The 22,094-nt window shown below is 61.0% G+C and carries 22 protein-coding genes; 2 read left to right on the plus strand and 20 right to left on the minus strand.

Translation table 11 applies throughout. The annotated features are described in order from the left end of the window. Positions 1–119 precede the first annotated feature (119 nt). From EIY71_RS08285 to EIY71_RS08345, 13 genes are all read right to left on the minus strand, one after another. Positions 120–905 carry a TatD family hydrolase gene (locus EIY71_RS08285; RefSeq protein ID WP_102686507.1) on the minus strand — a complete coding sequence of 262 codons (786 nt, stop codon included), beginning with the start codon at positions 903–905 and terminating at the stop codon, positions 120–122. Between the two features lie 15 nt (positions 906–920). Beyond that, complete coding sequence (locus EIY71_RS08290; protein WP_007950801.1) at positions 921–1,277, minus strand: PilZ domain-containing protein; 357 nt, start codon at positions 1,275–1,277, stop codon at positions 921–923. A 42-nt stretch (positions 1,278–1,319) separates the two neighbouring features. Then, a complete protein-coding gene (locus tag EIY71_RS08295; protein WP_085745056.1) occupies positions 1,320–2,303 on the minus strand; it encodes a DNA polymerase III subunit delta' in 984 nt (327 codons plus the stop codon). Then, positions 2,296–2,928, minus strand: a complete 633-nt coding sequence (tmk, locus tag EIY71_RS08300; protein WP_007950797.1) for a dTMP kinase — start codon at positions 2,926–2,928, stop codon at positions 2,296–2,298. The genes EIY71_RS08295 and tmk overlap by 8 nt, the downstream gene beginning before the upstream one ends. Positions 2,929–2,947: 19 nt before the next feature. Beyond that, entirely contained in the window at positions 2,948–4,129 is a 1,182-nt protein-coding gene (gene mltG, locus EIY71_RS08305) for an endolytic transglycosylase MltG (RefSeq protein ID WP_064383483.1), read from the minus strand. Positions 4,130–4,132: 3 nt separating this feature from the next. After that, the gene (pabC, locus tag EIY71_RS08310; RefSeq protein WP_129973705.1) at positions 4,133–4,948 is read right to left on the minus strand and encodes an aminodeoxychorismate lyase; all 816 of its coding nucleotides are present in this window, start codon (positions 4,946–4,948) and stop codon (positions 4,133–4,135) included. Beyond that, entirely contained in the window at positions 4,948–6,192 is a 1,245-nt protein-coding gene (gene fabF, locus EIY71_RS08315; RefSeq protein ID WP_007908259.1) for a beta-ketoacyl-ACP synthase II, read from the minus strand. Before fabF ends, pabC begins: the two co-directional genes overlap by 1 nt. A 108-nt stretch (positions 6,193–6,300) precedes the next feature. Next, complete coding sequence (gene acpP / locus EIY71_RS08320; RefSeq protein ID WP_003175607.1) at positions 6,301–6,537, minus strand: acyl carrier protein; 237 nt, start codon at positions 6,535–6,537, stop codon at positions 6,301–6,303. A gap of 196 nt (positions 6,538–6,733) precedes the next feature. Then, complete coding sequence (gene fabG / locus EIY71_RS08325) at positions 6,734–7,477, minus strand: 3-oxoacyl-ACP reductase FabG (protein WP_007950790.1); 744 nt, start codon at positions 7,475–7,477, stop codon at positions 6,734–6,736. Positions 7,478–7,493: 16 nt separating this feature from the next. After that, positions 7,494–8,432 (minus strand): ACP S-malonyltransferase, encoded by a 939-nt coding sequence (gene fabD, locus EIY71_RS08330; protein ID WP_007950787.1) that lies wholly within the window; start codon positions 8,430–8,432, stop codon positions 7,494–7,496. A 125-nt stretch (positions 8,433–8,557) separates the two neighbouring features. After that, on the minus strand, positions 8,558–9,568 hold the full coding sequence (plsX, locus tag EIY71_RS08335) for a phosphate acyltransferase PlsX (RefSeq protein ID WP_074688106.1): 1,011 nt from the start codon (positions 9,566–9,568) through the stop codon (positions 8,558–8,560). Between the two features lie 4 nt (positions 9,569–9,572). Next, a complete protein-coding gene (rpmF, locus tag EIY71_RS08340) occupies positions 9,573–9,755 on the minus strand; it encodes a 50S ribosomal protein L32 (RefSeq protein ID WP_003179396.1) in 183 nt (60 codons plus the stop codon). A gap of 13 nt (positions 9,756–9,768) precedes the next feature. Beyond that, the gene (locus tag EIY71_RS08345) at positions 9,769–10,296 is read right to left on the minus strand and encodes a YceD family protein (RefSeq protein WP_003204262.1); all 528 of its coding nucleotides are present in this window, start codon (positions 10,294–10,296) and stop codon (positions 9,769–9,771) included. 106 nt (positions 10,297–10,402) lie between these two features. On the opposite strand from EIY71_RS08345, the gene EIY71_RS08350 reads away from it, so the two are divergent. Beyond that, entirely contained in the window at positions 10,403–10,981 is a 579-nt protein-coding gene (locus EIY71_RS08350) for a nucleoside triphosphate pyrophosphatase (RefSeq protein WP_134021309.1), read from the plus strand. A gap of 46 nt (positions 10,982–11,027) precedes the next feature. Here the strand turns inward: EIY71_RS08350 and sppA are convergent, their stop codons facing one another. Genes sppA through rluC form a run of 3 tightly spaced genes read right to left on the minus strand, consistent with a single transcriptional unit; the run spans position 11,028 to position 13,653 of the window. Beyond that, on the minus strand, positions 11,028–12,017 hold the full coding sequence (gene sppA / locus EIY71_RS08355) for a signal peptide peptidase SppA (protein WP_085745059.1): 990 nt from the start codon (positions 12,015–12,017) through the stop codon (positions 11,028–11,030). A gap of 24 nt (positions 12,018–12,041) precedes the next feature. Then, the gene (locus tag EIY71_RS08360; RefSeq protein WP_134021312.1) at positions 12,042–12,704 is read right to left on the minus strand and encodes an HAD-IA family hydrolase; all 663 of its coding nucleotides are present in this window, start codon (positions 12,702–12,704) and stop codon (positions 12,042–12,044) included. Beyond that, a complete protein-coding gene (rluC, locus tag EIY71_RS08365) occupies positions 12,691–13,653 on the minus strand; it encodes a 23S rRNA pseudouridine(955/2504/2580) synthase RluC (RefSeq protein ID WP_007950779.1) in 963 nt (320 codons plus the stop codon). Before rluC ends, EIY71_RS08360 begins: the two co-directional genes overlap by 14 nt. Positions 13,654–14,351: 698 nt before the next feature. Between rluC and rne the strand changes: the two genes are divergently transcribed. Then, the gene (gene rne / locus EIY71_RS08370) at positions 14,352–17,603 is read left to right on the plus strand and encodes a ribonuclease E (protein WP_134021315.1); all 3,252 of its coding nucleotides are present in this window, start codon (positions 14,352–14,354) and stop codon (positions 17,601–17,603) included. 67 nt (positions 17,604–17,670) lie between these two features. Here the strand turns inward: rne and EIY71_RS08375 are convergent, their stop codons facing one another. From EIY71_RS08375 to EIY71_RS08390, 4 genes are read right to left on the minus strand one after another with little or no spacing between them, the layout of a single operon-like run. Continuing rightward, positions 17,671–18,267: a nucleotidyltransferase family protein gene (locus tag EIY71_RS08375; protein WP_134021317.1), complete on the minus strand. Its 597-nt coding sequence runs from the start codon at positions 18,265–18,267 to the stop codon at positions 17,671–17,673. Beyond that, positions 18,264–19,244 carry an XdhC family protein gene (locus EIY71_RS08380; RefSeq protein WP_134021320.1) on the minus strand — a complete coding sequence of 327 codons (981 nt, stop codon included), beginning with the start codon at positions 19,242–19,244 and terminating at the stop codon, positions 18,264–18,266. Before EIY71_RS08380 ends, EIY71_RS08375 begins: the two co-directional genes overlap by 4 nt. Next, complete coding sequence (locus EIY71_RS08385; RefSeq protein ID WP_134021323.1) at positions 19,244–21,565, minus strand: xanthine dehydrogenase family protein molybdopterin-binding subunit; 2,322 nt, start codon at positions 21,563–21,565, stop codon at positions 19,244–19,246. The genes EIY71_RS08380 and EIY71_RS08385 overlap by 1 nt, the downstream gene beginning before the upstream one ends. Further along, the gene (locus EIY71_RS08390) at positions 21,562–22,032 is read right to left on the minus strand and encodes a (2Fe-2S)-binding protein (protein ID WP_007950774.1); all 471 of its coding nucleotides are present in this window, start codon (positions 22,030–22,032) and stop codon (positions 21,562–21,564) included. Before EIY71_RS08390 ends, EIY71_RS08385 begins: the two co-directional genes overlap by 4 nt. Positions 22,033–22,094: the final 62 nt, after the last annotated feature.

Genomic DNA, 22,094 nt, shown 5'->3' on the forward strand with positions numbered 1-22,094 from the left:
GACATCTCCCCCAAGTGTCGCGCCGGTAAAGGTACCAAGGGACCGCGTGCCTTTGTTTTACTCCTAATGGTCTTAACCCGGATTCACCCCCCAGAACCCGGGTTTTTTTTGCCTGCGATTCAGGCTTTTACATGCGCCAGCGGAAACAGTCGCTTGAAGTTCTCGGTGGTCTGCTCGGCAAAGCGCTCGTAGTTCTCGCCGCGCAGCATCGCCAGAAACTCTGCCACTTCCCGCACGTATTGCGGCAGGTTCGGTTTGCCGCGATACGGGATCGGCGCCAGATACGGCGAATCGGTTTCCACCAGCAGGCGATCGGCCGGAACCTTGCTCGCCACATCGCGCAGCGCATCGGCATTGCGGAAGGTGACGATGCCCGACAGGGAAATGTAATAACCCATGTCCAGCGCCGCCTTGGCCATGTCCCAGTCTTCGGTGAAGCAATGCAACACACCGGCCTGGGGCAGCGCGGCTTCGCGCAGCAGCTCGAGCGTATCGGCACGGGCGCCACGGGTGTGGATGATCACCGGTTTGCCAGTCTGCTGTGCTGCTTGCAGGTGCAGTCGGAACGACTCCTGCTGCAGTTCCGCCGCTTCCGGCTCGTAGTGATAGTCCAGACCGGTTTCGCCGATCGCCACCACTTTCGGGTGATTGAGCTCGTGCAGCAGCCAGTCCAGCGCCGGCGCCGCGCCCGGCTGCACATCCAGCGGATGTACGCCGACTGAGCAATCGACATCATCGTAGCGCTCGGCGAGGGCTTTGACGTCGGCCGCGTTGTCGGCGCTGACGCCGATGCACAGGAAGTGTCCGACCCCGCGCTGACGGGCCGCGTCCAGCGCGGCATCCAGGGAACCGTCGTGAACGGTGAGGTCGAGGCGATCAAGGTGACAATGGGAATCTACGAGCATAAAAAGGACTGCAACTTACATCGTATGAGTGGGACGGTCGGACTTCAGGGCTCCGGCCAGATGAGTTTCGATGCGACTGCGCGCGGTGTTGTCGCCATCGTTGAATTGCACGCCGACGCCGGCTGCGCGGTTACCCTGGGCGCCTTTGGGGGTGATCCAGGCCACTTTGCCGGCCACCGGAATCTTCTCCGCCTCGTCCATCAGGTTCAGCAGCATGAACACCTCGTCGCCCAACTTGTAGCTCTTGTTGGTCGGGATGAACAGGCCACCGTTCTTGATGAACGGCATGTAGGCGGCGTAAAGGACCGACTTGTCCTTGATGGTCAGGGACAGGATGCCGTTGCGCGGCCCCGGGCTGACAGGTTCATTCATGTTGACCTCCACTGCTGATGTTCAGAGTCTAGGTACACATTCTTATCTTTGGCCAGGCAAGCTCGCCCATTGCACCAGCAACGCTTCCAGCAGCAACGCCGCATTGAGGTTGGCCTTGCTCAGGACTTTCTGGCGCTGGGCGAGGATCCAGTCCTGAATATCCAGCACTTTAGGCTGAGCACTTTTCTGCGCCAGGTACTGCACGACCTTGCGCATATCGGTCAGGCCGAGGCCTGCTTCATCCTGGGTCAATTGATAGCGCAGGATCAGGCTCGACCAGTCGCAGAACCAGTCGAACAGCCGCAGCATCGGAATGTTTTTCCACTCCTCGGCCAGTTGCGTCGGCGATTGCTGCTGCTTGAGCAGCTTCTTCACGCCTTCGACAACCTGCGAACGCTGTTCACGCACGCCCTGCCCCTGCAACGTGACGGCGGCCAACGGCGAGCCGGCGGCCAGGGTCAACAGTTCGACCCGTTCGTCTTCGGAACATTCCGGCAATGCCTGAGCCAGCCATTGCAGGCTCATGGATTCGCTCGGCAGCGGACAGGCCTGCTGCACGCAGCGGCTCTTGATGGTCGGCAACAACCGGCTCGGCTGGTGGCTGACCAGCAGCAGCACGGTATCGCCGGACGGCTCCTCAAGGCTCTTGAGCAAGGCGTTGGCGGCGTTGATGTTCATCGACTCCACCGGTTCGATCAGCACCACCTTGCGCCCGCCCAGTTGTGCGGTCTGCACCACGAAACTGACCAGATCACGCACCTGATCGACCTTGATCGCCTTGTCCGCTTCCTCCGGTTCGAGGATGTAATTGTCCGGGTGGCTGCCGGCCTTGAGCAGCAGACAGGATTTGCACTCGCCGCAGGCTTCAGGCGTCGGACGCTGGCACAGCAGGCTGGCCATCAGTCGCTCGGCCAGCGCGCGCTTGCCGATCCCGGCCGGCCCGTGCAGCAGATACGCGTGGGCATGCTGAGTGCGACCGGCCAGTTGCTGCCAGAGGCTGTCCTGCCACGGATAGGCCTCAGCCACGGCTCAGCTCCAGCAAATTCGGAATCAGGGTATCCAGCGATTGTTGAACCTTGGCCAACGGCTGACCGGCGTCGATCCGCACGTAACGCGCCGGATCGGCTTCGGCGCGCTTGAGGAAAGCACTGCGTACGGCCTCGAAAAACTCACGGCCTTCCAGCTCGAAACGATCCAGACGTCCACGAGCACTGGCGCGGGCCAAACCGATTTCCACCGGCAGATCGAAAATCAGCGTCAGGTCGGGACGCAAGTCGCCCTGCACGAAAGTCTCCAGCGCCGCGATGCGCTCCAGCGACAAGCCACGACCGCCACCCTGATAGGCGTAAGTCGAATCGGTGAAACGGTCACACAGCACGACCGCACCACGGGCCAGTGCCGGTCGAATGACTTCAGCCAGATGCTGGGCACGGGCGGCGAACACCAGCAACAGCTCGGTGTCCGGATTCATCACTTCGTCGACCGGGGCCAGCAACACCTCACGAATGCGCTCGGCCAGCGGCGTACCGCCGGGCTCGCGGGTCAGCACCACTTCAATACCGGCGGCGCGCAGGCGCTCGGCGAGGTATTCGCGGTTGGTGCTTTTGCCGGCGCCTTCCGGGCCTTCCAGGGTAATAAACAAGCCAGTCACAGGCAGTCCTTAATCAAAGTCATTGCGTGTTTTGGGGAGCGGAGGCTTCCGGTTCCGGCGTCGGCGCAGGCTCTTGAGCAGGCGGCTGCGGCAACGACTCCGGTGCAGTGTCGGGAGAGGCGGCAGGTATAGCCTCCTCGGCTGCCGGAGCGGTTTCGGGCGCAGTCGTCGGCGCCGGGCTCGAGCGGTAATCCGCGCGCCGCTTAAGCTGGTACTCGCGCACCGCATTGTTGTGCGCGTCCAGATCATCGGAGAACACGTGACTGCCATCGCCACGGGCAACAAAGTAGAGGCTGGTGCCATCCACCGGGTTGAGTGCGGCGTGAATGGCTTCACGTCCGACCATGGCGATCGGCGTCGGCGGCAGGCCGGGAATCATGTACGTGTTGTACGGCGTGGCTTCCTTGAGATGCGCACGAGTCAGCTTGCCGTTGTAGCGGTCACCCAGGCCGTAGATCACCGTCGGATCGGTCTGCAGCTGCATGCCCAGCGCCATGCGACGTACAAAGACGCCGGCAATCTGGCCACGTTCCTGAGGCACGCCGGTTTCCTTCTCCACCAGCGACGCCATGATCAGCGCCTGATAGGGCTCGGTGTAAGGCACGTCGGCGGAGCGTTTTTCCCACTCCTTGGCCAGCACTTCGTCGAGGCGGTCGAAGGCCTTTTTCAACAGTTCGGTATCGGTCACACCGCGCACGAAGCGGTAGGTGTCGGGGAAGAAGCGGCCTTCAGGGAACAGGCCCTTGTGACCGATTTTGGCCATCACATCACTGTCGCTCAGACCGTTGAGGGTCTGCTCGATCTTTTCATCTTTGGCCAGCGCGGCGCGCACTTGATGGAAATTCCAGCCTTCGACCAGGGTCAGGCTGTACTGAACCACATCGCCGCGCTTCCACAGGTCGATCAGGCCGTTGACGGTCATGCCCGGCTGCATGCGGTATTCACCGCTGTGAATCGGCGTGCCGGCAAGGTTGAAACGCCAATAGACCCGCAGCCAGAACGCGTCCTTGATGACGCCATCGGCTTCGAGTCCAAGAAAAGTACGGGTCGGGGTGGATCCCTTGGGCACATCCAGCAGTTCTTCCTGCGTGATGTTCAGGGGCTGTTCCAGCGCCGAATGAATCTTCCAGGCGCTGGCGCCCAACAGCAGCCCTGCCAGAACCAGTCCGGTTTCCAGCAGCAGCAAAAGTTTACGTCTCACGAATCAGGCATCCAGTAGCGCGCGGGCAATGGTTTGCAGTTTACGGGTGAGCGGGCCAACCGGCCAGCTCAGAGCAGCACAGGCGCGTACCGGCCAGACGCCATACACGCTGTTGCAGACAAAGACTTCATCGGCCCATTGCAGCTGTTCGAGGGGGATGTCGGTGATTTGCACGGGGATGCCCAGGGACTCCGCCTGAAACAATATTTCTGCGCGCATCACCCCGGCCACGCCGCAGCGTTTCAGGTCCGCCGTGATCAGCACACCGTCACGCACCAGGAACAGATTGCTGAACACGCCTTCGATCACCCGACCGGCCTGGTCGAGCATCAAACCTTCGGCGTGCTCACTGTCCTGCCATTCGGCGCGGGCAATAACCTGTTCCAGTCGATTGAGGTGTTTGAGCCCGGCAAGCAACGGCTGTCTGGACAAACGCGTGCTACACGGAAACAGGCGAACGCCCTGCTCGGCGTGGGCCGCTGGATAAGCGGCGGGAGGATTGCCTTGCAGAATGCGTCGGCCCTGCGCTGAAGGATCCGGCGCATAACCGCGCAATCCGTCGCCTCGGGTGAGGATGAGTTTGAGCACGCCCTCGCCCATCGCGGCGGCATAGGATTGCAGCTCATGGCGAACCCGCTCGATGTCGGCTGCGATGGCCAGACGCGCACAGCCGTCGGCCAGACGCGTCAGATGCCGATCCAGCAGCAACGGCTGACCGCTACGCACGGCGATGGTCTCGAACAGGCCGTCGCCGTAAGCCAGGCCGCGATCTTTCAGCGACAGAGCGTCAGCCGGCAGACCGTCGACCCAGCAGTCCATCAGCCGGCGAACCGACGGAACGCCAACGTGCCGTTGGTGCCGCCAAATCCGAACGAGTTGGACAGCACGACATCGATATCCATGTTGCGCGCGGTGTGCGGCACGAAATCGAGGTCGCAGCCTTCGTCCGGCTCATCGAGGTTGATGGTTGGTGGCGCCACCTGGCTGTTGATCGCCAGCACGCTGAAGATCGCCTCGACCGCGCCCGCCGCACCCAGCAGGTGACCGGTCATGGACTTGGTGGAGCTGACCGCCAGCTTGTAGGCGTGATCACCGAACACCGACTTGATCGCGTTGGCTTCAGCGAGGTCACCGGCCGGGGTCGAAGTGCCGTGGGCGTTGATGTATTGCACTTGATCGACGTTGATCTTCGCATCGCGCAGCGCGTTGGTGATGCAGCGCGCGGCACCAGCGCCGTCGGCGGGTGGCGAAGTCATGTGGAAGGCGTCGCCACTGGTGCCGAAACCGATCAGCTCGGCGTAGATGGTCGCGCCACGGGCCTTGGCGTGCTCGAGCTCTTCGAGCACCAGGGCACCGGCGCCGTCGGACAGTACGAAGCCGTCACGGCCCTTGTCCCACGGACGGCTGGCGCGGGTCGGCTCGTCGTTGCGGGTCGACAGCGCACGGGAAGCACCAAAGCCGCCCATGCCCAGACCGCACGCGGCCATTTCGGCACCGCCGGCAATCATCACGTCGGCTTCGTCGTACATGATGTTGCGCGCCGCCATGCCGATGCAGTGCGTACCGGTGGTACACGCTGTGGCGATGGCGTAGTTAGGCCCCTGTGCACCCAGGTGGATGGACAGGAAACCGGAAATCATATTGATGATCGAGCCAGGCACAAAGAACGGAGAAATCCGGCGCGGGCCAGTCTCGTGCAGCGTGCGGCTGGTTTCTTCGATGTTGGTCAGACCGCCGATACCCGAACCCATGGCCACGCCAATGCGTTCACGGTTGGCATCGGTGACTTCCAGACCGGCATTGCGTACGGCTTGAAAGCCGGCCGCCAGACCGTACTGAATGAACAGGTCGAGCTTGCGCGCTTCCTTGACCGACAGGTATTCCTCGACATTGAAGCCCTTTACCGAGCCGCCAAAGCGGGTGGAATAGGCAGAAAGGTCGGTGTGTTCGATCAGACCAATGCCACTGCGGCCAGCCAGAATGCCCTGCCAACTGCTCGGCACATCCGTGCCCAGTGGCGACAACATACCCATACCGGTGACTACGACGCGTCTACGCGACACAGCACTCTCCTTTTTCAAATGACGACTTTGCATCAGGCCTAAAGAAAAAACCGCACGCCATGATGGCAGTGCGGTTTTTCCATGACAGCAAGCAACGATTACAAACTATTACGCCTGGTGGCTAGTAACGTAGTCGATTGCAGCTTGTACAGTAGTGATCTTCTCAGCTTCTTCGTCAGGGATTTCGGTCTCGAATTCCTCTTCCAGAGCCATCACCAGCTCAACGGTGTCAAGGGAGTCGGCACCCAGGTCTTCTACGAAGGAAGCAGTGTTGACCACTTCTTCTTCTTTAACACCCAGTTGCTCGGCAACGATTTTCTTGACGCGCTCTTCGATGGTGCTCATACCTTGTTTTCACTCCTAATGGACAAATTCAGGCAGCTGGCCAGTGGGTAAGTGTATAGAAAGACTTTTCAGCTTTTCAACTGAAAGCTTCACTCCTCAAACCCTGCGGCCCTCTGCCTATAAATAGATTGCAGCTTTATAACGGATTTTAGACAGCTCGTATGACATTTTTTTGAAGCAATCCGTCACATTTGAATTACATGTACATCCCGCCGTTAACCGGGATTGTAGCCCCGGTCACGTATGCCGCACCGTCGGATGCAAGAAAAGCGACCACGGACGCGATCTCTTGAGCTTGTCCCAGACGGCCCAGCGGAATCTGCGTCTGCAAGGCTTCACGCTGTGCTTCAGGCAGCTCGCGAGTCATATCGGTGTCGATGAACCCTGGGGTTACCGAGTTGACCGTAATCGAACGCGAACCGACTTCACGCGCCATGGCACGGCTGAAACCTTCCAGACCGGCCTTGGCGGCTGCATAGTTTACTTGGCCAGCGTTGCCCATGGCACCCACCACCGAGCCAATACTGATAATTCGGCCCCAACGCGCCTTGGTCATGCCGCGCAGAACGCCCTTGGACAGGCGATACAGACTGTTCAGGTTGGTATCGATCACGTCGTACCACTCGTCGTCTTTCATGCGCATCATCAGGTTATCGCGGGTGATGCCGGCATTGTTGACCAGAATCGCTACCGGAGCACCGAACTGCTCCTGGATGCTCGCCAGCACCTTGGTGACCGATTCGTCGCTGGTGACGTTCAGTTCGAAACCTGCGCCCTGGATGCCGTTTTCCTTCAGGGTCGCAGCAATACGCTCGGCGCCCGAAGCGGAAGTCGCGGTGCCAACAACGATGGCGCCCTGACGACCCAGTTCCAGTGCGATAGCCTGGCCGATGCCACGGCTTGCGCCGGTGACCAGTGCAACTTTACCTTGCAGACTCATGCAAGCTTCTCCTGATTCAGACAGCCGCTGCGCGAGCAGCAGCAAAAGCGTCTGGGGTATTGAGGTTGGAAGTCGAAACGCCTTCGGCGCAACGTTTGTTCAGACCGGCCAGCACCTTGCCAGGGCCGCACTCGACCAGATTGGTCGCACCTTTGGCGGCCAGGGTTTGTACGGACTCGACCCAGCGGACCGGCTTGTAGAGTTGCTCCAGCAGATCACGCTTGAGGGTTTCCAGATCCGCCGGCACCTGAGCGCTGACGTTCTGTACCACAGGGATCTGCGGTGCCTGCCAGTCGATGGCAGCGATGGACTCGGCGAAGCGCTCGGCAGCCGGACGCATCAGCTCGCAGTGCGAAGGCACGCTGACCGGCAGCGGCATGGCGCGCTTGGCACCACGGGCCTTGCAGCCTTCAATGGCGCGCTCAACGGCCGCCTTGGCACCGGCGATCACTACCTGACCCGGGGAGTTGAAGTTCACCGCGCTGACCACTTCGCCTTGCGCCGCTTCGGCACATGCAGCGAGAACGTCGGCATCTTCCAGGCCTAGGATGGCAGCCATGCCGCCCTGCCCGGCCGGAACAGCTTCCTGCATCAGCTGGCCACGGCGCTCAACGAGTTTTACCGCATCGGCAAGGCTCAGGCTGCCGGCAGCGACCAGCGCGCTGTATTCACCCAGGCTGTGACCGGCAACGAAGGCCGGACGCGCACCACCTTCCGCCAGCCACAGACGCCACAGGGCGATCGAAGCGGTCAGAATGGCCGGTTGGGTTTTATCGGTTTGATTGAGCAGCTCTTCCGGGCCCTGCTGGGTCAGCGCCCACAGGTCGTAGCCCAGAGCATCGGATGCTTCTTTGAAAGTTTCGAGGATCAACGGATGTTGCGCGCCCAGCTCGGCCAGCATGCCGAGGGACTGCGAACCCTGTCCTGGAAAGACGAATGCGAGGGAAGCAGACATGTAACAAGCCCCTAATGATCTTGTCGTCGGAAAAATGGCATCCCGCTAGAGGGACGCAAGAAACTGACAGTTGGATGGCCCTTTGAACCGGGCGGTCACATTTAAGCATTGTCCGACGAAAACGCCTAAGACAACAAATCCTCCAGACGGCCGTGCAGGCGTTCGGGAAGATTCTCCTGAATCTCGATCAGCGCTCGCTGAATGGCACTCTGAAATCCCTGAACCCCGGCCGAACCGTGACTTTTCACGACAATGCCCTGCAAACCGAGGAAGCTTGCGCCGTTATGTCGCGCCGGTGCCAGATCAGCCTGCAGACGCTTCATCAATGGCAACGCCAGAGCGCCGACAGCGCGGGAGGCGAGGTTTTTCTTGAACAAAGCCTCGATGCGCGCAGCGATCATGGTCGCCAGGCCTTCGCTGGACTTGAGCAGAATATTGCCGACAAAACCATCGCAAACCACCACGTCCGCCTCGCCGCGATACAAACCGTCACCTTCGATGAAGCCGATGTAATTGATGCCCCGGGCAGCCTGCAGCAACGTCGCAGCAAGCTTGACCTGCTGATTGCCCTTGATGTCTTCGGTGCCGATATTCAGCAGCGCGACACGCGGGCGAGCGATACCCAGCGTTTGCGCCGCCACGGAACCCATCACGGCGAACTGCAACAGATGCTCGGCACTGCAATCGACGTTGGCGCCCAGATCAAGCAACTGGCAATAGCCCTTCTGAGTAGGGATCGCGGCGACCATGGCCGGACGATCAATCCCCGGCAGGGTCTTGAGCACAAATCGCGACAGCGCCATCAAGGCACCGGTATTGCCGGCACTGACACAGGCCTGAACCTTGCCGTCACGCAGCAATTCGAGAGCGACACGCATCGACGAATCCGGCTTGCCACGCAGGGCCTGAGCAGGTTTTTCGTCCATGGTGATGACTTCGGACGCCGGAACAATCGTCAGGCGCGCGCGATCGGCAGCCGATTGGCCGGTGATCAGTTCTTCAAGAAGGGAGGGTTGACCGACGAGGGTCAGGTGCAGCGAGGGCGTAGCAGAAAGGCAAGCAAGGCTGGCCTGAACAATGCTGCGGGGACCGAAGTCCCCGCCCATTGCGTCAATCGCGATGACTTGAGCGGACAAGTGATTACTCGTCAGCGCCCTTGTCGATCACTTTACGGCCACGGTATACGCCTTCTGGCGATACGTGGTGACGCAGGTGAACTTCACCAGTGGTTTTTTCTACAGACAGGGTGCTAGCCTCGAGAGCGTCGTGCGAACGGCGCATGTCACGGGCAGAGCGGGATTTTTTGTTCTGCTGAACAGCCATAATTGATTAACTCCTAAACGTTTGGGTCACGCTTTAACTGCGCCAATACACTGAACGGGTTGGACCGCGTTACCTCGTCCTCGCTCGGTTCGGGCTCATCTGCTCCCGCCGGCTGCTGGCATTCTTCCGGATGATGAGCAGGCACAATGGGCAAGGCGAGCAGAAGCTCCTCCTCGATCAGTGACTGCAGATCCAATGGATCTTCGCCCAGTTCCAGCACGTCATAACCTTTCGGTAACGACTGGGTATTCGCACCCTCCTTCACAACAGCGTAACTGCATTCGCTGTGGATCGGCAGGGTGACCAGCTCAAGACAACGCTGGCAAACCATTTTGACTTCGGTGTCGATAAAGCTGTGGATTACCACAGATTTACGTTCATCTCGTTCAAAAACGAATTTTGCCTGCACCGTACCGACATCGTCGGAAAGCGGGTCGCAGAGTCTCTTCAAATCGGCCAGCAGCAGTTCACCTTGAAGGGTGGTGCCACGGTCAGCCAATTTGCGCGGGTCAACGTGAGGTGGAATCGGGTCATTCAACATAGGCGCAGCATTATAGGGATGCACCCACCCATGTCAAAGGAAATTGTGCCCTGTCCGTCACTTGCGCGCCTCCGCTAGAATCTGTCGCCTGCCTCTGGAGATGCGAATGCTGCCTTTATTACTCGCTTCAAGCTCGACCTATCGTCGGGAATTGCTCAGCCGCCTGCGCCTGCCGTTCGTCTGCAGCTCGCCGGATATCGATGAAAGCCATCGCCCGGACGAGTCGGCAATCGAGCTGGTCAAACGCCTCGCCGAACAGAAAGCCCGCGCCCTGGCCGACAGCCACCCCGCTCACTTGATCATCGGCTCCGATCAGGTTGCGGTACTCGGCGAGCGCATCATCGGCAAGCCGCACACCTTCGAAAACGCCCGCGAACAACTGATGGCCGCCAGCGGCGCCAGCGTGACCTTCCTCACCGGCCTGGCCCTGCTCAACAGCCAGACGGGCCACTGCCAAGTCGACTGCGTGCCTTTCACCGTGCACATGCGCGTACTGGATCAGGCCCGCGTCGAGCGCTATCTGCGCGCCGAGCAGCCCTACGACTGCGCCGGCAGCTTCAAGGCCGAGGGACTGGGCGTGAGCCTGTTTCAATCTACCGAAGGCCCAGACGCCACCAGCCTGATCGGCCTGCCACTGATTCGCCTGATCGACATGCTATTGACGGAAGGCGTACAGATTCCCTGAACCACAAAAAACCGGCCCTCAGGCCGGTTTTTCTTGCAGCATTCGATCAGCGTAACGACGGGCCGTTAAAACCCATCCACATTGCCAGTTTCTCGGCAACGCTGGCACCGAGCTTCTTCGAGAAGCGGTCGAACGGCGATTCCTGAACGGTGAAGTCCACCAGTTCCTTTTCGCCAATCACGTCACGCGCCACCGAACTGGCATTGCCCAGACCATCGATCAGCCCCAATGGCAGCGCCTGCTCGCCAGACCAGACCAGCCCGGAGAACAGCTCCGGATGCTCTTTGTCTTTCAAGCGATCGCCACGCCCCTGCTTGACGCTATTGATGAACTGCTTGTGCGTGGTATCCAGCACACTTTGCCAGAACGCCGTCTCTTCCGGCTTCTGCGGCTGGAACGGATCGAGGAACGCCTTGTGCTCGCCGGAGGTGTAGGTGCGACGCTCGACGCCAAGCTTCTCCATCGTGCCGACAAACCCGTAACCGGCCGCCGTCACACCAATAGAGCCCACCAGACTGGCCTTGTCGGCATAGATCTGATCCGCCGCACTGGCAATATAATAGGCACCGGAAGCGCCAAGATCGGAAATCACCGCGTACAGCTTGGTGTCAGGATGCAGGCCGCGCAAACGCTTGATCTCGTCATACACATAACCCGACTGCACCGGACTGCCGCCCGGGCTGTTGATGCGCAGGATTACGCCTTTGACCTTCTTGTCTTCGAACGCCGCCCGCAGACTGCCGACAATGTTGTCGGCACTGGCCGGCTCTTTGTCGGCAATCATGCCGGTGACGTCGATCAGCGCGGTGTAGTTCGGGCCACGAGTTGCGCTTTTTTCCATGTCCATCAACGGCGTGAACAGGATCAGCGCAACAAACAGATAAACAAACGTCAGCAGTTTGAAGAAGATACCCCAGCGTCGTGAACGACGCTGCTCTTGCACACCGGCCAGCAGGGTCTTTTCCAGCAGCTTCCAGCTTTTCGCGTCACCGTCGTCGGCAGTTGCCTTGGCCGGTGCTTTCCATTCGTCGGTCATGCCATCCACCCCAGCAAAAACGTATTAAGCCTGCTTCCCCAGCCAGGCGTGCAATTCGGAAAAATGGTCGATCGACAGTCGCGGCTCGAACTGCTGCAGTGATTCGATCGATTGCGCGCCATAACTGACCGCCACCGAATCCATCCCCGCATTGCGCGCCATCAGCAGGTCGAAGGACGAATCGCCGACCATCAACGCCTGTTCGGCACGCACACCGCAGTGAGCGAGTATCTGCTCCAGCATCAGAGGGTGCGGCTTGCTCGCAGTTTCATCGGCAGCGCGGGTGATATCGAAATAATCTTCCCAGCCATTGGCCTTGAGCACCCGATCCAGACCGCGACGATTCTTGCCGGTCGCGACAGCCAGGTGATAGCCCTGCTCGCGAAAGGACGCCATCGACTCGACTACACCTTCGAACAACGGCGAAGGCACGGCTTCTGCAGCGATGTAGTGATCGGCGTAATACTCGCGGAACAAGGTCATCTCGGCATCGCTGATTTCCGGATACAAGGTGCGGATCGCCTCGGGCAAACCCAGACCGATGATGCCCTTGACGGCAAAGTCATCACGCAGCTCGAAACCTGAACGCCCGGACGCCGAGTGCATTGCCTCGACAATCCGATGAATGGAATCGGCCAGGGTGCCGTCCCAATCGAAAATCAGCAGTTTGTAATCAGATGGGCGCACTCAATCGCTCCACAGTCTTGGCCCACATTTCATCGACCGGCGCCTGCAACTTGAGTTCACCGCCATCGGGCAGCGGCACGGTCAGCATGTAGGCGTGCAGAAACAGGCGCTTGCCGCCCAGATCACGAATTTCCTTACTGAAACCGTCATCGCCGTATTTGGTGTCACCAGCAATGCAGTGCCCGGCGTGCAACGTATGGACGCGGATCTGGTGCGTGCGACCGGTGATCGGCTTGGCTTCGATCAAAGTGGCAAAATCGCCAAAGCGACGCAGGACCTTGAACACGGTCACAGACTCCTTGCCCTCCTCCTCGTCGACCTCGACCATGCGCTCCCCGGAGCGCAGATTGCTCTTGCCGAGCGCCGCACGGACTTGCTTGATCGAGGTCGCCCAATTGCCGCGAACCAGTGCCATGTAACGCTTGTCGACACCGTCACCGCGCAACGCGGCATGCAAGTGGCGCAACATGCTGCGCTTCTTGGCGATCATCAGCAGGCCGGAGGTGTCGCGATCGAGACGGTGAACCAGTTCCAGCTCCTTGGCATCGGGGCGCAACTGACGAAAGGCTTCGATAACGCCGTAATTCAGGCCGCTGCCACCGTGAACCGCAATGCCGGCGGGCTTGTTGATCACGATCAGGGCCTTGTCTTCGTAGACAATCGAGGCTTCCAGGCGCTGCAACAGGCCTTGGGCCAAAGGCACCGGCTCGTCACGCTCAGGCACACGAACAGGCGGCACGCGCACGATGTCGCCGGCCTGCAGCTTGTATTCGGGCTTGATCCGACCTTTGTTCACACGCACTTCGCCTTTGCGCAAAATGCGGTAAATCAAGGTCTTGGGCACGCCTTTGAGCCGGGCGAGGAGGAAATTGTCGATTCGTTGGCCGGCATATTCCGGCGAGACCTCAAGCAATTGAACGCCTGGAGTCGAAGGGGCAGTAGTCGTCATGGCGCCGATGATAACAATTTTTATGGAATTGAAGCACTTAATCATTGCTGCTATAGTCGCGAACGCCGCCAAAAGCGGCCTGGACAGCGGAACCACGGTCAAAAACCGGCCCTGACCAACGCAATTCACCAGGACGCGAGGCCGTCCTACGGGGCTTTTGCTACGTAACGGTGGAGTTTGCAGCTGTAACAAGCGCAGGTGACATGAGGCCTGAATCACGCCGCAAAGCAGAGTTTTGACTCGCCACGCGAGCCATATTCACGGCCAGTTCACAAAGTGCAGTCAGCCGCGGATGACCCCGAGCGAAGACTCCGGAAACACCGCCTGAATTAGCCATGATGCGTGACCTCCCCTTTCGGAGCTCACGGTAAATGCCAACCCGCTGCGGATTCTGCGCGCGGCAGCACCCGAATTATCAGGGATACGTGTAGGGTGGAGATGCACAACCGCTGGACTGTGTAGCAACAGGTTTTATCAAGACGCTTCATCTCGTCCACAGCCACCGGTTGATTCCTCCTCCTGACTGAGTGCTTAAGTAGCCACAGCAAGCAGGACGCGTACGTCGCGATAACGGCCCAATTGGCCGGACATCGCTGGACACGGGAATGGCCAACCACTCCCGACGCACCTGACACCGACCGTGAGAAGTCGTGTGTGCCGAACGCCGTTTCCGGCAGCCCGGAAACCGACGGTACTACATGAAAAGAATGCTGATTAACGCAACTCAACCCGAAGAGTTGCGTGTTGCACTGGTAGATGGCCAGCGCCTCTACGACCTGGACATCGAATCCGGTGCACGCGAGCAGAAAAAGGCCAACATCTATAAAGGCCGCATCACTCGCATCGAACCAAGCCTTGAGGCTGCCTTTGTCGATTTCGGCTCCGAGCGCCACGGCTTCCTGCCCCTCAAAGAAATCTCCCGCGAATACTTCAAGAAAGCCCCTGAAGGCCGCGTCAACATCAAGGACGTCCTGAGCGAAGGCCAGGAAGTCATCGTTCAGGTCGAAAAAGAAGAGCGTGGCAACAAGGGCGCAGCCCTGACCACCTTCATCAGCCTGGCCGGTCGTTACCTCGTTCTGATGCCGAACAACCCGCGTGCCGGCGGCATCTCCCGTCGCATCGAAGGCGAAGAGCGCAACGAACTGCGTGAAGCGCTGAACGGTCTGGTCGCTCCAGCCGACATGGGTCTGATCGTGCGCACTGCAGGCCTGGGCCGCAGCAGCGAAGAAATGCAGTGGGACCTCGATTACCTGCTGCAACTCTGGACCGCCATCAAAGAAGCCTCGCTGGATCGTTCCGCGCCATTCCTGATTTACCAGGAAAGCAACGTGATCATCCGCGCCATCCGCGATTACCTGCGCCAGGACATCGGCGAAGTGCTGATCGACAGCGTTGAAGCCCAGGACGAAGCCCTGACCTTCATTCGCCAGGTGATGCCGCAGTACGCCAGCAAGATCAAGCTGTACGAAGACAGCGTTCCGCTGTTCAACCGTTTCCAGATCGAAAGCCAGATCGAGACCGCTTTCCAGCGCGTCGTTGAACTGCCGTCCGGCGGCTCCATCGTCATCGATCCGACCGAAGCCCTGGTGTCCATCGACATCAACTCGGCGCGCGCCACCAAAGGCAGCGACATCGAAGAAACCGCCCTGCAGACCAACCTTGAAGCCGCCGAAGAAATCGCCCGTCAGTTGCGCCTGCGCGACATCGGCGGCCTGATCGTCATCGACTTCATCGACATGACCCCTGCCAAGAACCAGCGCGCCGTGGAAGAGAAAGTCCGCGAATGCCTGGAAGCCGACCGCGCCCGCGTGCAGATCGGTCGCATCTCGCGCTTCGGCCTGCTGGAAATGTCCCGTCAGCGCCTGCGTCCTTCGCTCGGCGAAAGCAGCGGCATCGTCTGCCCGCGCTGCAGCGGCACCGGCATCATCCGTGACGTCGAATCGCTGTCCCTGGCGATCCTGCGCCTGATCGAAGAAGAAGCCCTGAAAGATCGCACCGCCGAAGTTCGCGCTCAAGTGCCGATCCCGGTGGCCGCGTTCCTGCTCAACGAAAAACGCAACTCGATCACCAAGATCGAACTGCGCACCCGCGCCCGCATCGTCATTCTGCCGAACGATCACCTCGAAACCCCGCATTTCGAAGTTCAGCGTCTGCGTGACGACAGCCCGGAAGCCGCGACCAACCAGTCCAGCTACGAAATCGCTGCCGCTGCCGCCGACGTCGAAGACGTTCAGCCAGCCGCCGCGACCCGCACCCTGGTGCGCCAGGAAGCCGCCGTCAAGACCGCTCCGGCCCGCGCCAACGCTCCGGTTCCGACCGAAGTCGCCGCTCCGGCCCCGGCACCTGCTCCGGTTGCCGCGCCAGAGCCAAGCCTGTTCAAAGGCCTGGTGAAGTCGCTGGTCAGCCTGTTCGCCACTAAAGAAGAGCCTGTTGCTCCGGTCGTGGTTGAAAAACCTGCCGCCGAGCGTCCGGCCCGCAACGAGGAGCGTCGCAACGGTCGTCAGCAAAGCCGCAACCGTAACGGTCGCCGCGATGAAGAACGCAAGCCGCGCGAAGAACGTGCACCGCGTGAAGAGCGCGCCCCACGTGAGCCGCGTGAAGAGCGTCAGCCGCGCGAACCACGTGAAGTCCGCGAGCCGCGCGAATCCCGTGACGAAGCACCGGTAGCCCGCGAAGAACGCGCACCACGCGCCCCTCGTGAAGAACGTGCACCACGTGCTCCACGTGAAGATCGCAAGCCGCGTGGCGAGCGTGAAGAACGCGTACGTGAACTGCGCGAACCTCTGGATGCCGCTCCGGCCGTTGCTGCCGCCGCCACCGCTGAAGAGCGTCCGGCCCGTCAGCCGCGTGAAGAACGTGCGCCACGTCCTCCGCGTGAAGAGCGTCAACCGCGTGCCGAGCAGGCCGCTGCTGCCGTCGCTGAAGAAGAAATCACCACCAACGAAGAGCAACTGCCGGAAGACGGTTCGGAGAACGCCGAAGGCGATCGTCCACGCCGCCGCTCCCGTGGTCAGCGTCGTCGCAGCAACCGTCGCGAGCGTCAGCGTGATGCCAATGGCAACGTGATCGAAGGTTCGGAAGAATCCGAGTCCGGCGAAAACGCCCAGGCGCCAAGCACTTCCGATCTGGCTGCTGGTCTGGCTGTTACCGCTGCGGTTGCCAGCACCGCGATCAGCGCTCCGGCTGAAGCTCAGGCCCACGAGCAAGCTGAACGCGCTACCGCTGCAACACTGGAAACTGCTCCAGTAGAAGCGCCGGTTGTTGAAGCAACCACTCCGGTAGAAGTAGCTGCCGCTCCGGAAGTCGAAGTGGCTCCGGCTCGCGAAGCTCAGCCTCAGGTTGAAGCGGCTGCCGAACCAGCGGTGACCTTCCAAGCACCAGCCGTAGTTGAAGAGTCGGTTGTCGAAACCGTCGCTGAAACCGTGACCGAAACCGTGCGTGAAGTTCGCGAAGAACAGACCGCATTCAACTGGGTCGCCGAGCCAGCTGTCGCAGAAACACCAGCGCCAGTGGTTGAAGCACCTGTTGTTGAAGAAGCCAAGACTGCCGAGCCAGTAGTGGTTGCCGAACCGGCACCGGTCGTTGAAGCCCCTGTGGTTGAAGCGCCAGTTGTCGCCGAAGCACCTGCCCCGGTAGTTGAAGCGTCTCCAGTTGTCGCGCCGGTCAGCGCCCTGACCCCAAGCGGCCGCGCACCAAACGACCCGCGTGAAGTGCGTCGTCGCAAGCGTGAAGAAGAGCGTCTGCAGAAGGAAGCCGAACTGGCTGCCGCTGCTGCTCCAGTCGCTGCCGAGCCAGTGGTTGCCGAAGTGGTTGAGGCAGCTCCTGCCCCGGTCGCTGAAGAAGCTGCCGTTGAAGCCGTGATTGCCGAAGCACCACGCTCCGTTCAGGAAGCGGTCGAGCAACACGAAGAGGCCCAGGAAAAAGAACACGAGCCTAAACCTCTCGTCTGATTCCAAAAGCCAATAAAAAGCCCCGCCTGGTGATCCAGGCGGGGCTTTTTTATGCCTCAAGGTTTTATCAGGATGGCGGGAAAACCAGCGCATCCGGCACGTCGATATCCCACAACACACCCGGATCATCCACCGCGACTTCAATCACTCGTCCTTGGGCAAACAGCGGTCTGGCGCCGCGGTCACCGGACAAAGACATCAGTCCCGCTGCGAAAGATCGACCAAACCCGACCGGATGCCCATAGTCACCGTTCAACGTCGGTACGCTGACCGCATCCTCGGCAATCGCCGCCACGACCCGTTCCATGCTCGACGGCAGGATGAACGGCATGTCGCCCAGCACAATCAGCCAGCCATCGGCATCCGGGCAAGCCGCCACACCCGCCGCGATGCTGTCGCCCATTCCCGTGGATTCGATCGAGACAATGTCACACCCATAAGCCTGCGCCATGCGCATTGCCTGCGGGCGCGCCTCGGTCGTCACCAGCACTCGCTGGTCGAGGCTCGCCGGCAGGCTCACCAGCACCTGCTCGATCACCGAACGCACCGCGCCATCACGCCCGGTGCAATCGGCCAGCAGCTTGTCCTTGTCGGCACCCGCCACTTCGCGAAAGCGGCTGCCCTCGCCCGCCGCCAGCACAATCACTCCGATGGATCGGCTCATACACTCTCCACTGTTTTCTTCTGCTTGAGCTCGACACCATTCTTGATCGCGACGATTTCGGCCAACAGCGACAAGGCGATTTCCGCCGGGGAATGGCTGCCAATATGCAAACCGATCGGCCCGTGCAAACGGGCGATGGCCGCTTCCGACAAGCCTAGCTCAGCCAGATTTTCCCGACGTTTGCGGCTATTGACCCGCGAGCCGAGCGCACCGACATAGAACGCTTTGGAATCGAGCGCCGTGAGCAGCGCCATGTCGTCCAGCCGTGGATCATGAGTCAGCGCGACAATCGCCGTGCGTTCATCGGTCTGGATGTTCAGCACCGCTTCATCCGGCATACCGGACACAAAGCGCCCATGCTGTTCTTCCCAGCCGTAGACGAATTCGGTGCGCGGATCACAGATCAGCACTTCGAAATCCAGCAACCGCGCCATCTCGGCCACATACCGCGACAACTGCCCGGCGCCGATCAACAGCAGGCGCCAGCGTGGGCCATAGATGGCGCGCAGGGTCTGGCCGTCGAAGCTCAAGGTGTCAGTCTTGCCGGCCGGTCGCAGCACCACCTCGCCAGTGCCGATGTTCAGCTCGCGCGCGACGATTTCGTGGGCTTCGCAGCGATCCAGCAACTCGGCGACCCACGCCGGATCGCCGACTCGCTCCTCGGTCAGGCGCAGAGTGCCGCCGCACGGCAGGCCGAAACGCGCCGCCTCTTCCTGCGTCACGCCGTAGGTGATCAAATGCACCGGCGGCCCGTCGGCGGGAATCCGTCCGTCGTGCAGCCGGGCGATCAGATCGTCCTCGACGCAACCTCCGGACACCGAACCGATCACCACGCCATCTTCGCGCAACGCGAGCATTGCGCCGGGCGCCCGGGGAGCGGTGCCCCAGGTCTGCACCACGCTGAACAACATCACTCGCTGCCCGGCGCGACGCCATTCGAGCACACTGCGCAGGACATTCAGATCGGCGCTGTCCATCACGCTTGCGCCTTCTGCCAGCCCTGCAACTGGTAACGCACCGGCAGGTTACGGATGCGCTGACCGGTGGCGGCGAAGATCGCGTTGCACAGCGCCGGCGCAATCGGCGGCACGCCCGGCTCACCGACACCGCCCAATGGCACCTCACCCGGCGGCGTCACCAGATGCACCGCGACTTCCTTCGGCGCCAGCGACATGCGCGCCACCTCATACATATGGAAGTTGTCCTGTTGCACCTTGCCGTCCTTGAAGCTGATTTCACCCCACACGGCATTGCCCAGGCCCATCACGCAGGCGCCTTCGAACTGCGAACGGATCCGCTCGGGGTTGATCTGCGGGCCGCAATCCACAGCGATATCGGCCTTGTGCACGATCAGCGTGCCGTCGTCCTTGACCTCGACTTCGATCACCGCCGCCACGTAGGTGACGAAGCTGTAATGCACCGCCAATCCGAGACCACGACCCTTGGGCAATTGACGCCCCCAACCCGCCGCCTTGGCCGCGGTTTCGAGCACGGTGCGCATGCGCCCGGTGTCGATCGGATAACGCTCGGGAGATTCGCCGTAGTTCCATTCTTCACTGAGCGTACGCGGGTCGATCTGCCGATCCGGGCAGAGCAACTTGATCTGATACTTGAGCGGATCTTCCTTGGCCTTGTGCGCCAGTTCGTCGACGAAGCTCTGAATCGCAAAACCATGGGGAATGTTCGACACCGAGCGATACCAGCCCACCCGCGTGTGCACCGTGGCCTCAGGGTTTTCCAGGCGCACGTTGGGAATTGCGTAGGCCATGTTGGTAAAGCCCATGCCCAGCTCGAACGCAGCTTCGTGATTCATGCCCGGCGCAAACAGCGCAGTGATGCTCGGCGCTACCGTGCGGTGCAGCCAGGCGGACGGCAAGCCGTCCTTGCCCACACCGGCCTTGAGGTATTCGGCGGACACAGTGTGGAAATACGAGTTGTGGATGTCGTCTTCCCGGGTCCATTGCACGCGCACTGCTTTGCCAGGAAATTCCTTGGCGAGCACGGCAGCCTCAACGACGAAGTCCGGTTTGGACTTGCGGCCGAAACCACCGCCGAGCAGTGTCACGTTAAAGGTGACGTTATCGAATGGCAGCCCCAGGCGTTCGGCGATCCGCTCGCGGGTAACCTGCGGCGCCTGGCTCGGTGCCCACGCCTCGCAGGTGCCATCCTTGTAACGGGCGATGGCAACCATCGGCTCCATCGGTGCCTGGGCCAGATGCGGCAAGTAATAGGAGGCTTCCAGAGTGCTGGCGGCACTGCCGATGGCCTTGTCGATGTCGCCGGTATTGCGTACCACTTTGCCCGGTTTCAGCGAAGCGGCTTCGATCTCCTTGCGATAGGCGACCGAGTCATAAGTGGCGTTCGGGCCATCGTCCCACTCGATCTTCAGCGCTTCACGACCTTTCAATGCCGCCCAGGTGTTGCTGGCCACCACGGCCACACCACCCAACGGCTGGAATTCCGAAGGCAATGGTCGGGGTTCGATCTGGATGACTTTGAGCACGCCCGGCACTTTCAGCGCGGCGCTGTCGTCGACCGACTTGACCTTGCCGCCGTACACCGCCGGACGCGCAATGACCGCGAACAGCATGCCGTCGAAATGCACGTCGGCCCCGTAAACCGCCCTACCATTGACGATGTCGGCACCGTCGATGGCTTTGGTGCCTTCCTTGCCGATGTAGCGGAATTCCGACGGCTGCTTGAGCCGCAGACTGTCACGGGCCGGCACTGTCAGCGCACTCGCCGCAGCGGCCAGCTCACCGTAACCCAACTCGCGCCCGGACGGCGTGTGAATGACTTTATGCAGTTGTGCGCGGCATTCGCCGACCGGCACCTTCCACTGCGCGGCGGCGGCCTGCTCCAGCATGGTCCGCGCGGCAGCGCCGCAACGGCGCATCGGTTCGTACCAGTGACGCATGCTGCGCGAGCCGTCGGTGTCCTGGTTGCCGAAGCGCACCTCATCACCCGGCGCCTGCTGAACCTTGACGTGCGCCCAGTCGGCTTCCAGCTCATCGGCGACCACCATGGTCAGGCTGGTGCGCACACCCTGGCCCATTTCCGAACGGTTGCAGACCACGGTCACCGTGCCGTCAGCGGCAATGCTGACGTAGACCTTCGGATCATCGATCCAGCCGTTCGGCATGCCGTCGGCGCCAAACTGCTTTGGCTTGTCTTCGGCCAGCGCATCCTGCCAGCCCCAGCTCGCCGCCAGCACCAGCGCACCCGTGGCGCCGACGCCCTTGAGGAAGCCCCGGCGACTCAGGTTGCTCAGGGCGAAATCGTTCGGTAGACGGCTCATGCCTTGGCCTCCTTCAGGTGAGTGGAGGCCTGACGGATCGCGGTCTTGATCCGGTTGTAGGTGCCGCAGCGGCAGATGTTGCCGACCATCGCCTCTTCAATCTGCTCATCGCTCGGGTTCGGGTTGGTCTTGAGCAACGCGGTGGCGGACATGATCTGCCCGCCCTGGCAGTAACCGCATTGGGCCACAGCCGTGTCGAGCCAGGCTTGCTGGACGATCTGACCGACCGGATCGGCGTGAAGGTTGTCGATGGTGGTCACGCTCTGCCCGACCACCGAACCGATCGGGGTGATGCAACTGCGCGCCGGCGCGCCGTCGATATGAATGGTGCACGCACCGCACAGGCCCATGCCGCAGCCGAACTTGGTGCCGTTGTAACCGGCGACGTCGCGGATCGCCCACAGCAGCGGCATGTCCTCGGTGACATCGAGTGGATGATCTTGACCATTGAGTTTCAGGGTAATCATGGGCACGCCCGCATATTCTTGGAGGTTATGGGGTCGAGCCATCTGCCACCGCAGGGACGGTA

Source organism: Pseudomonas sp. CH235, from assembly GCF_004368175.1.
Classification (GTDB): Bacteria; Pseudomonadota; Gammaproteobacteria; order Pseudomonadales; family Pseudomonadaceae; genus Aquipseudomonas; species Aquipseudomonas paraglycinae.

Bases quoted from the DNA above. Each gene is read 5' to 3' on its own strand.
- EIY71_RS08285 (WP_102686507.1), bottom strand. From the start codon at position 905: ATGCTCGTAGATTCCCATTGTCACCTTGATCGCCTCGACCTCACCGTT.
- EIY71_RS08290 (WP_007950801.1), bottom strand. From the start codon at position 1,277: ATGAATGAACCTGTCAGCCCGGGGCCGCGCAACGGCATCCTGTCCCTG.
- pabC (WP_129973705.1), bottom strand. From the start codon at position 4,948: ATGGACTGCTGGGTCGACGGTCTGCCGGCTGACGCTCTGTCGCTGAAA.
- acpP (WP_003175607.1), bottom strand. From the start codon at position 6,537: ATGAGCACCATCGAAGAGCGCGTCAAGAAAATCGTTGCCGAGCAACTG.
- fabG (WP_007950790.1), bottom strand. From the start codon at position 7,477: ATGAGTCTGCAAGGTAAAGTTGCACTGGTCACCGGCGCAAGCCGTGGC.
- fabD (WP_007950787.1), bottom strand. From the start codon at position 8,432: ATGTCTGCTTCCCTCGCATTCGTCTTTCCAGGACAGGGTTCGCAGTCC.
- rpmF (WP_003179396.1), bottom strand. From the start codon at position 9,755: ATGGCTGTTCAGCAGAACAAAAAATCCCGCTCTGCCCGTGACATGCGC.
- EIY71_RS08345 (WP_003204262.1), bottom strand. From the start codon at position 10,296: ATGTTGAATGACCCGATTCCACCTCACGTTGACCCGCGCAAATTGGCT.
- EIY71_RS08350 (WP_134021309.1), top strand. From the start codon at position 10,403: ATGCTGCCTTTATTACTCGCTTCAAGCTCGACCTATCGTCGGGAATTG.
- sppA (WP_085745059.1), bottom strand. From the start codon at position 12,017: ATGACCGACGAATGGAAAGCACCGGCCAAGGCAACTGCCGACGACGGT.
- rluC (WP_007950779.1), bottom strand. From the start codon at position 13,653: ATGACGACTACTGCCCCTTCGACTCCAGGCGTTCAATTGCTTGAGGTC.
- rne (WP_134021315.1), top strand. From the start codon at position 14,352: ATGAAAAGAATGCTGATTAACGCAACTCAACCCGAAGAGTTGCGTGTT.
- EIY71_RS08375 (WP_134021317.1), bottom strand. From the start codon at position 18,267: ATGAGCCGATCCATCGGAGTGATTGTGCTGGCGGCGGGCGAGGGCAGC.
- EIY71_RS08380 (WP_134021320.1), bottom strand. From the start codon at position 19,244: ATGGACAGCGCCGATCTGAATGTCCTGCGCAGTGTGCTCGAATGGCGT.
- EIY71_RS08385 (WP_134021323.1), bottom strand. From the start codon at position 21,565: ATGAGCCGTCTACCGAACGATTTCGCCCTGAGCAACCTGAGTCGCCGG.
- EIY71_RS08390 (WP_007950774.1), bottom strand. From the start codon at position 22,032: ATGATTACCCTGAAACTCAATGGTCAAGATCATCCACTCGATGTCACC.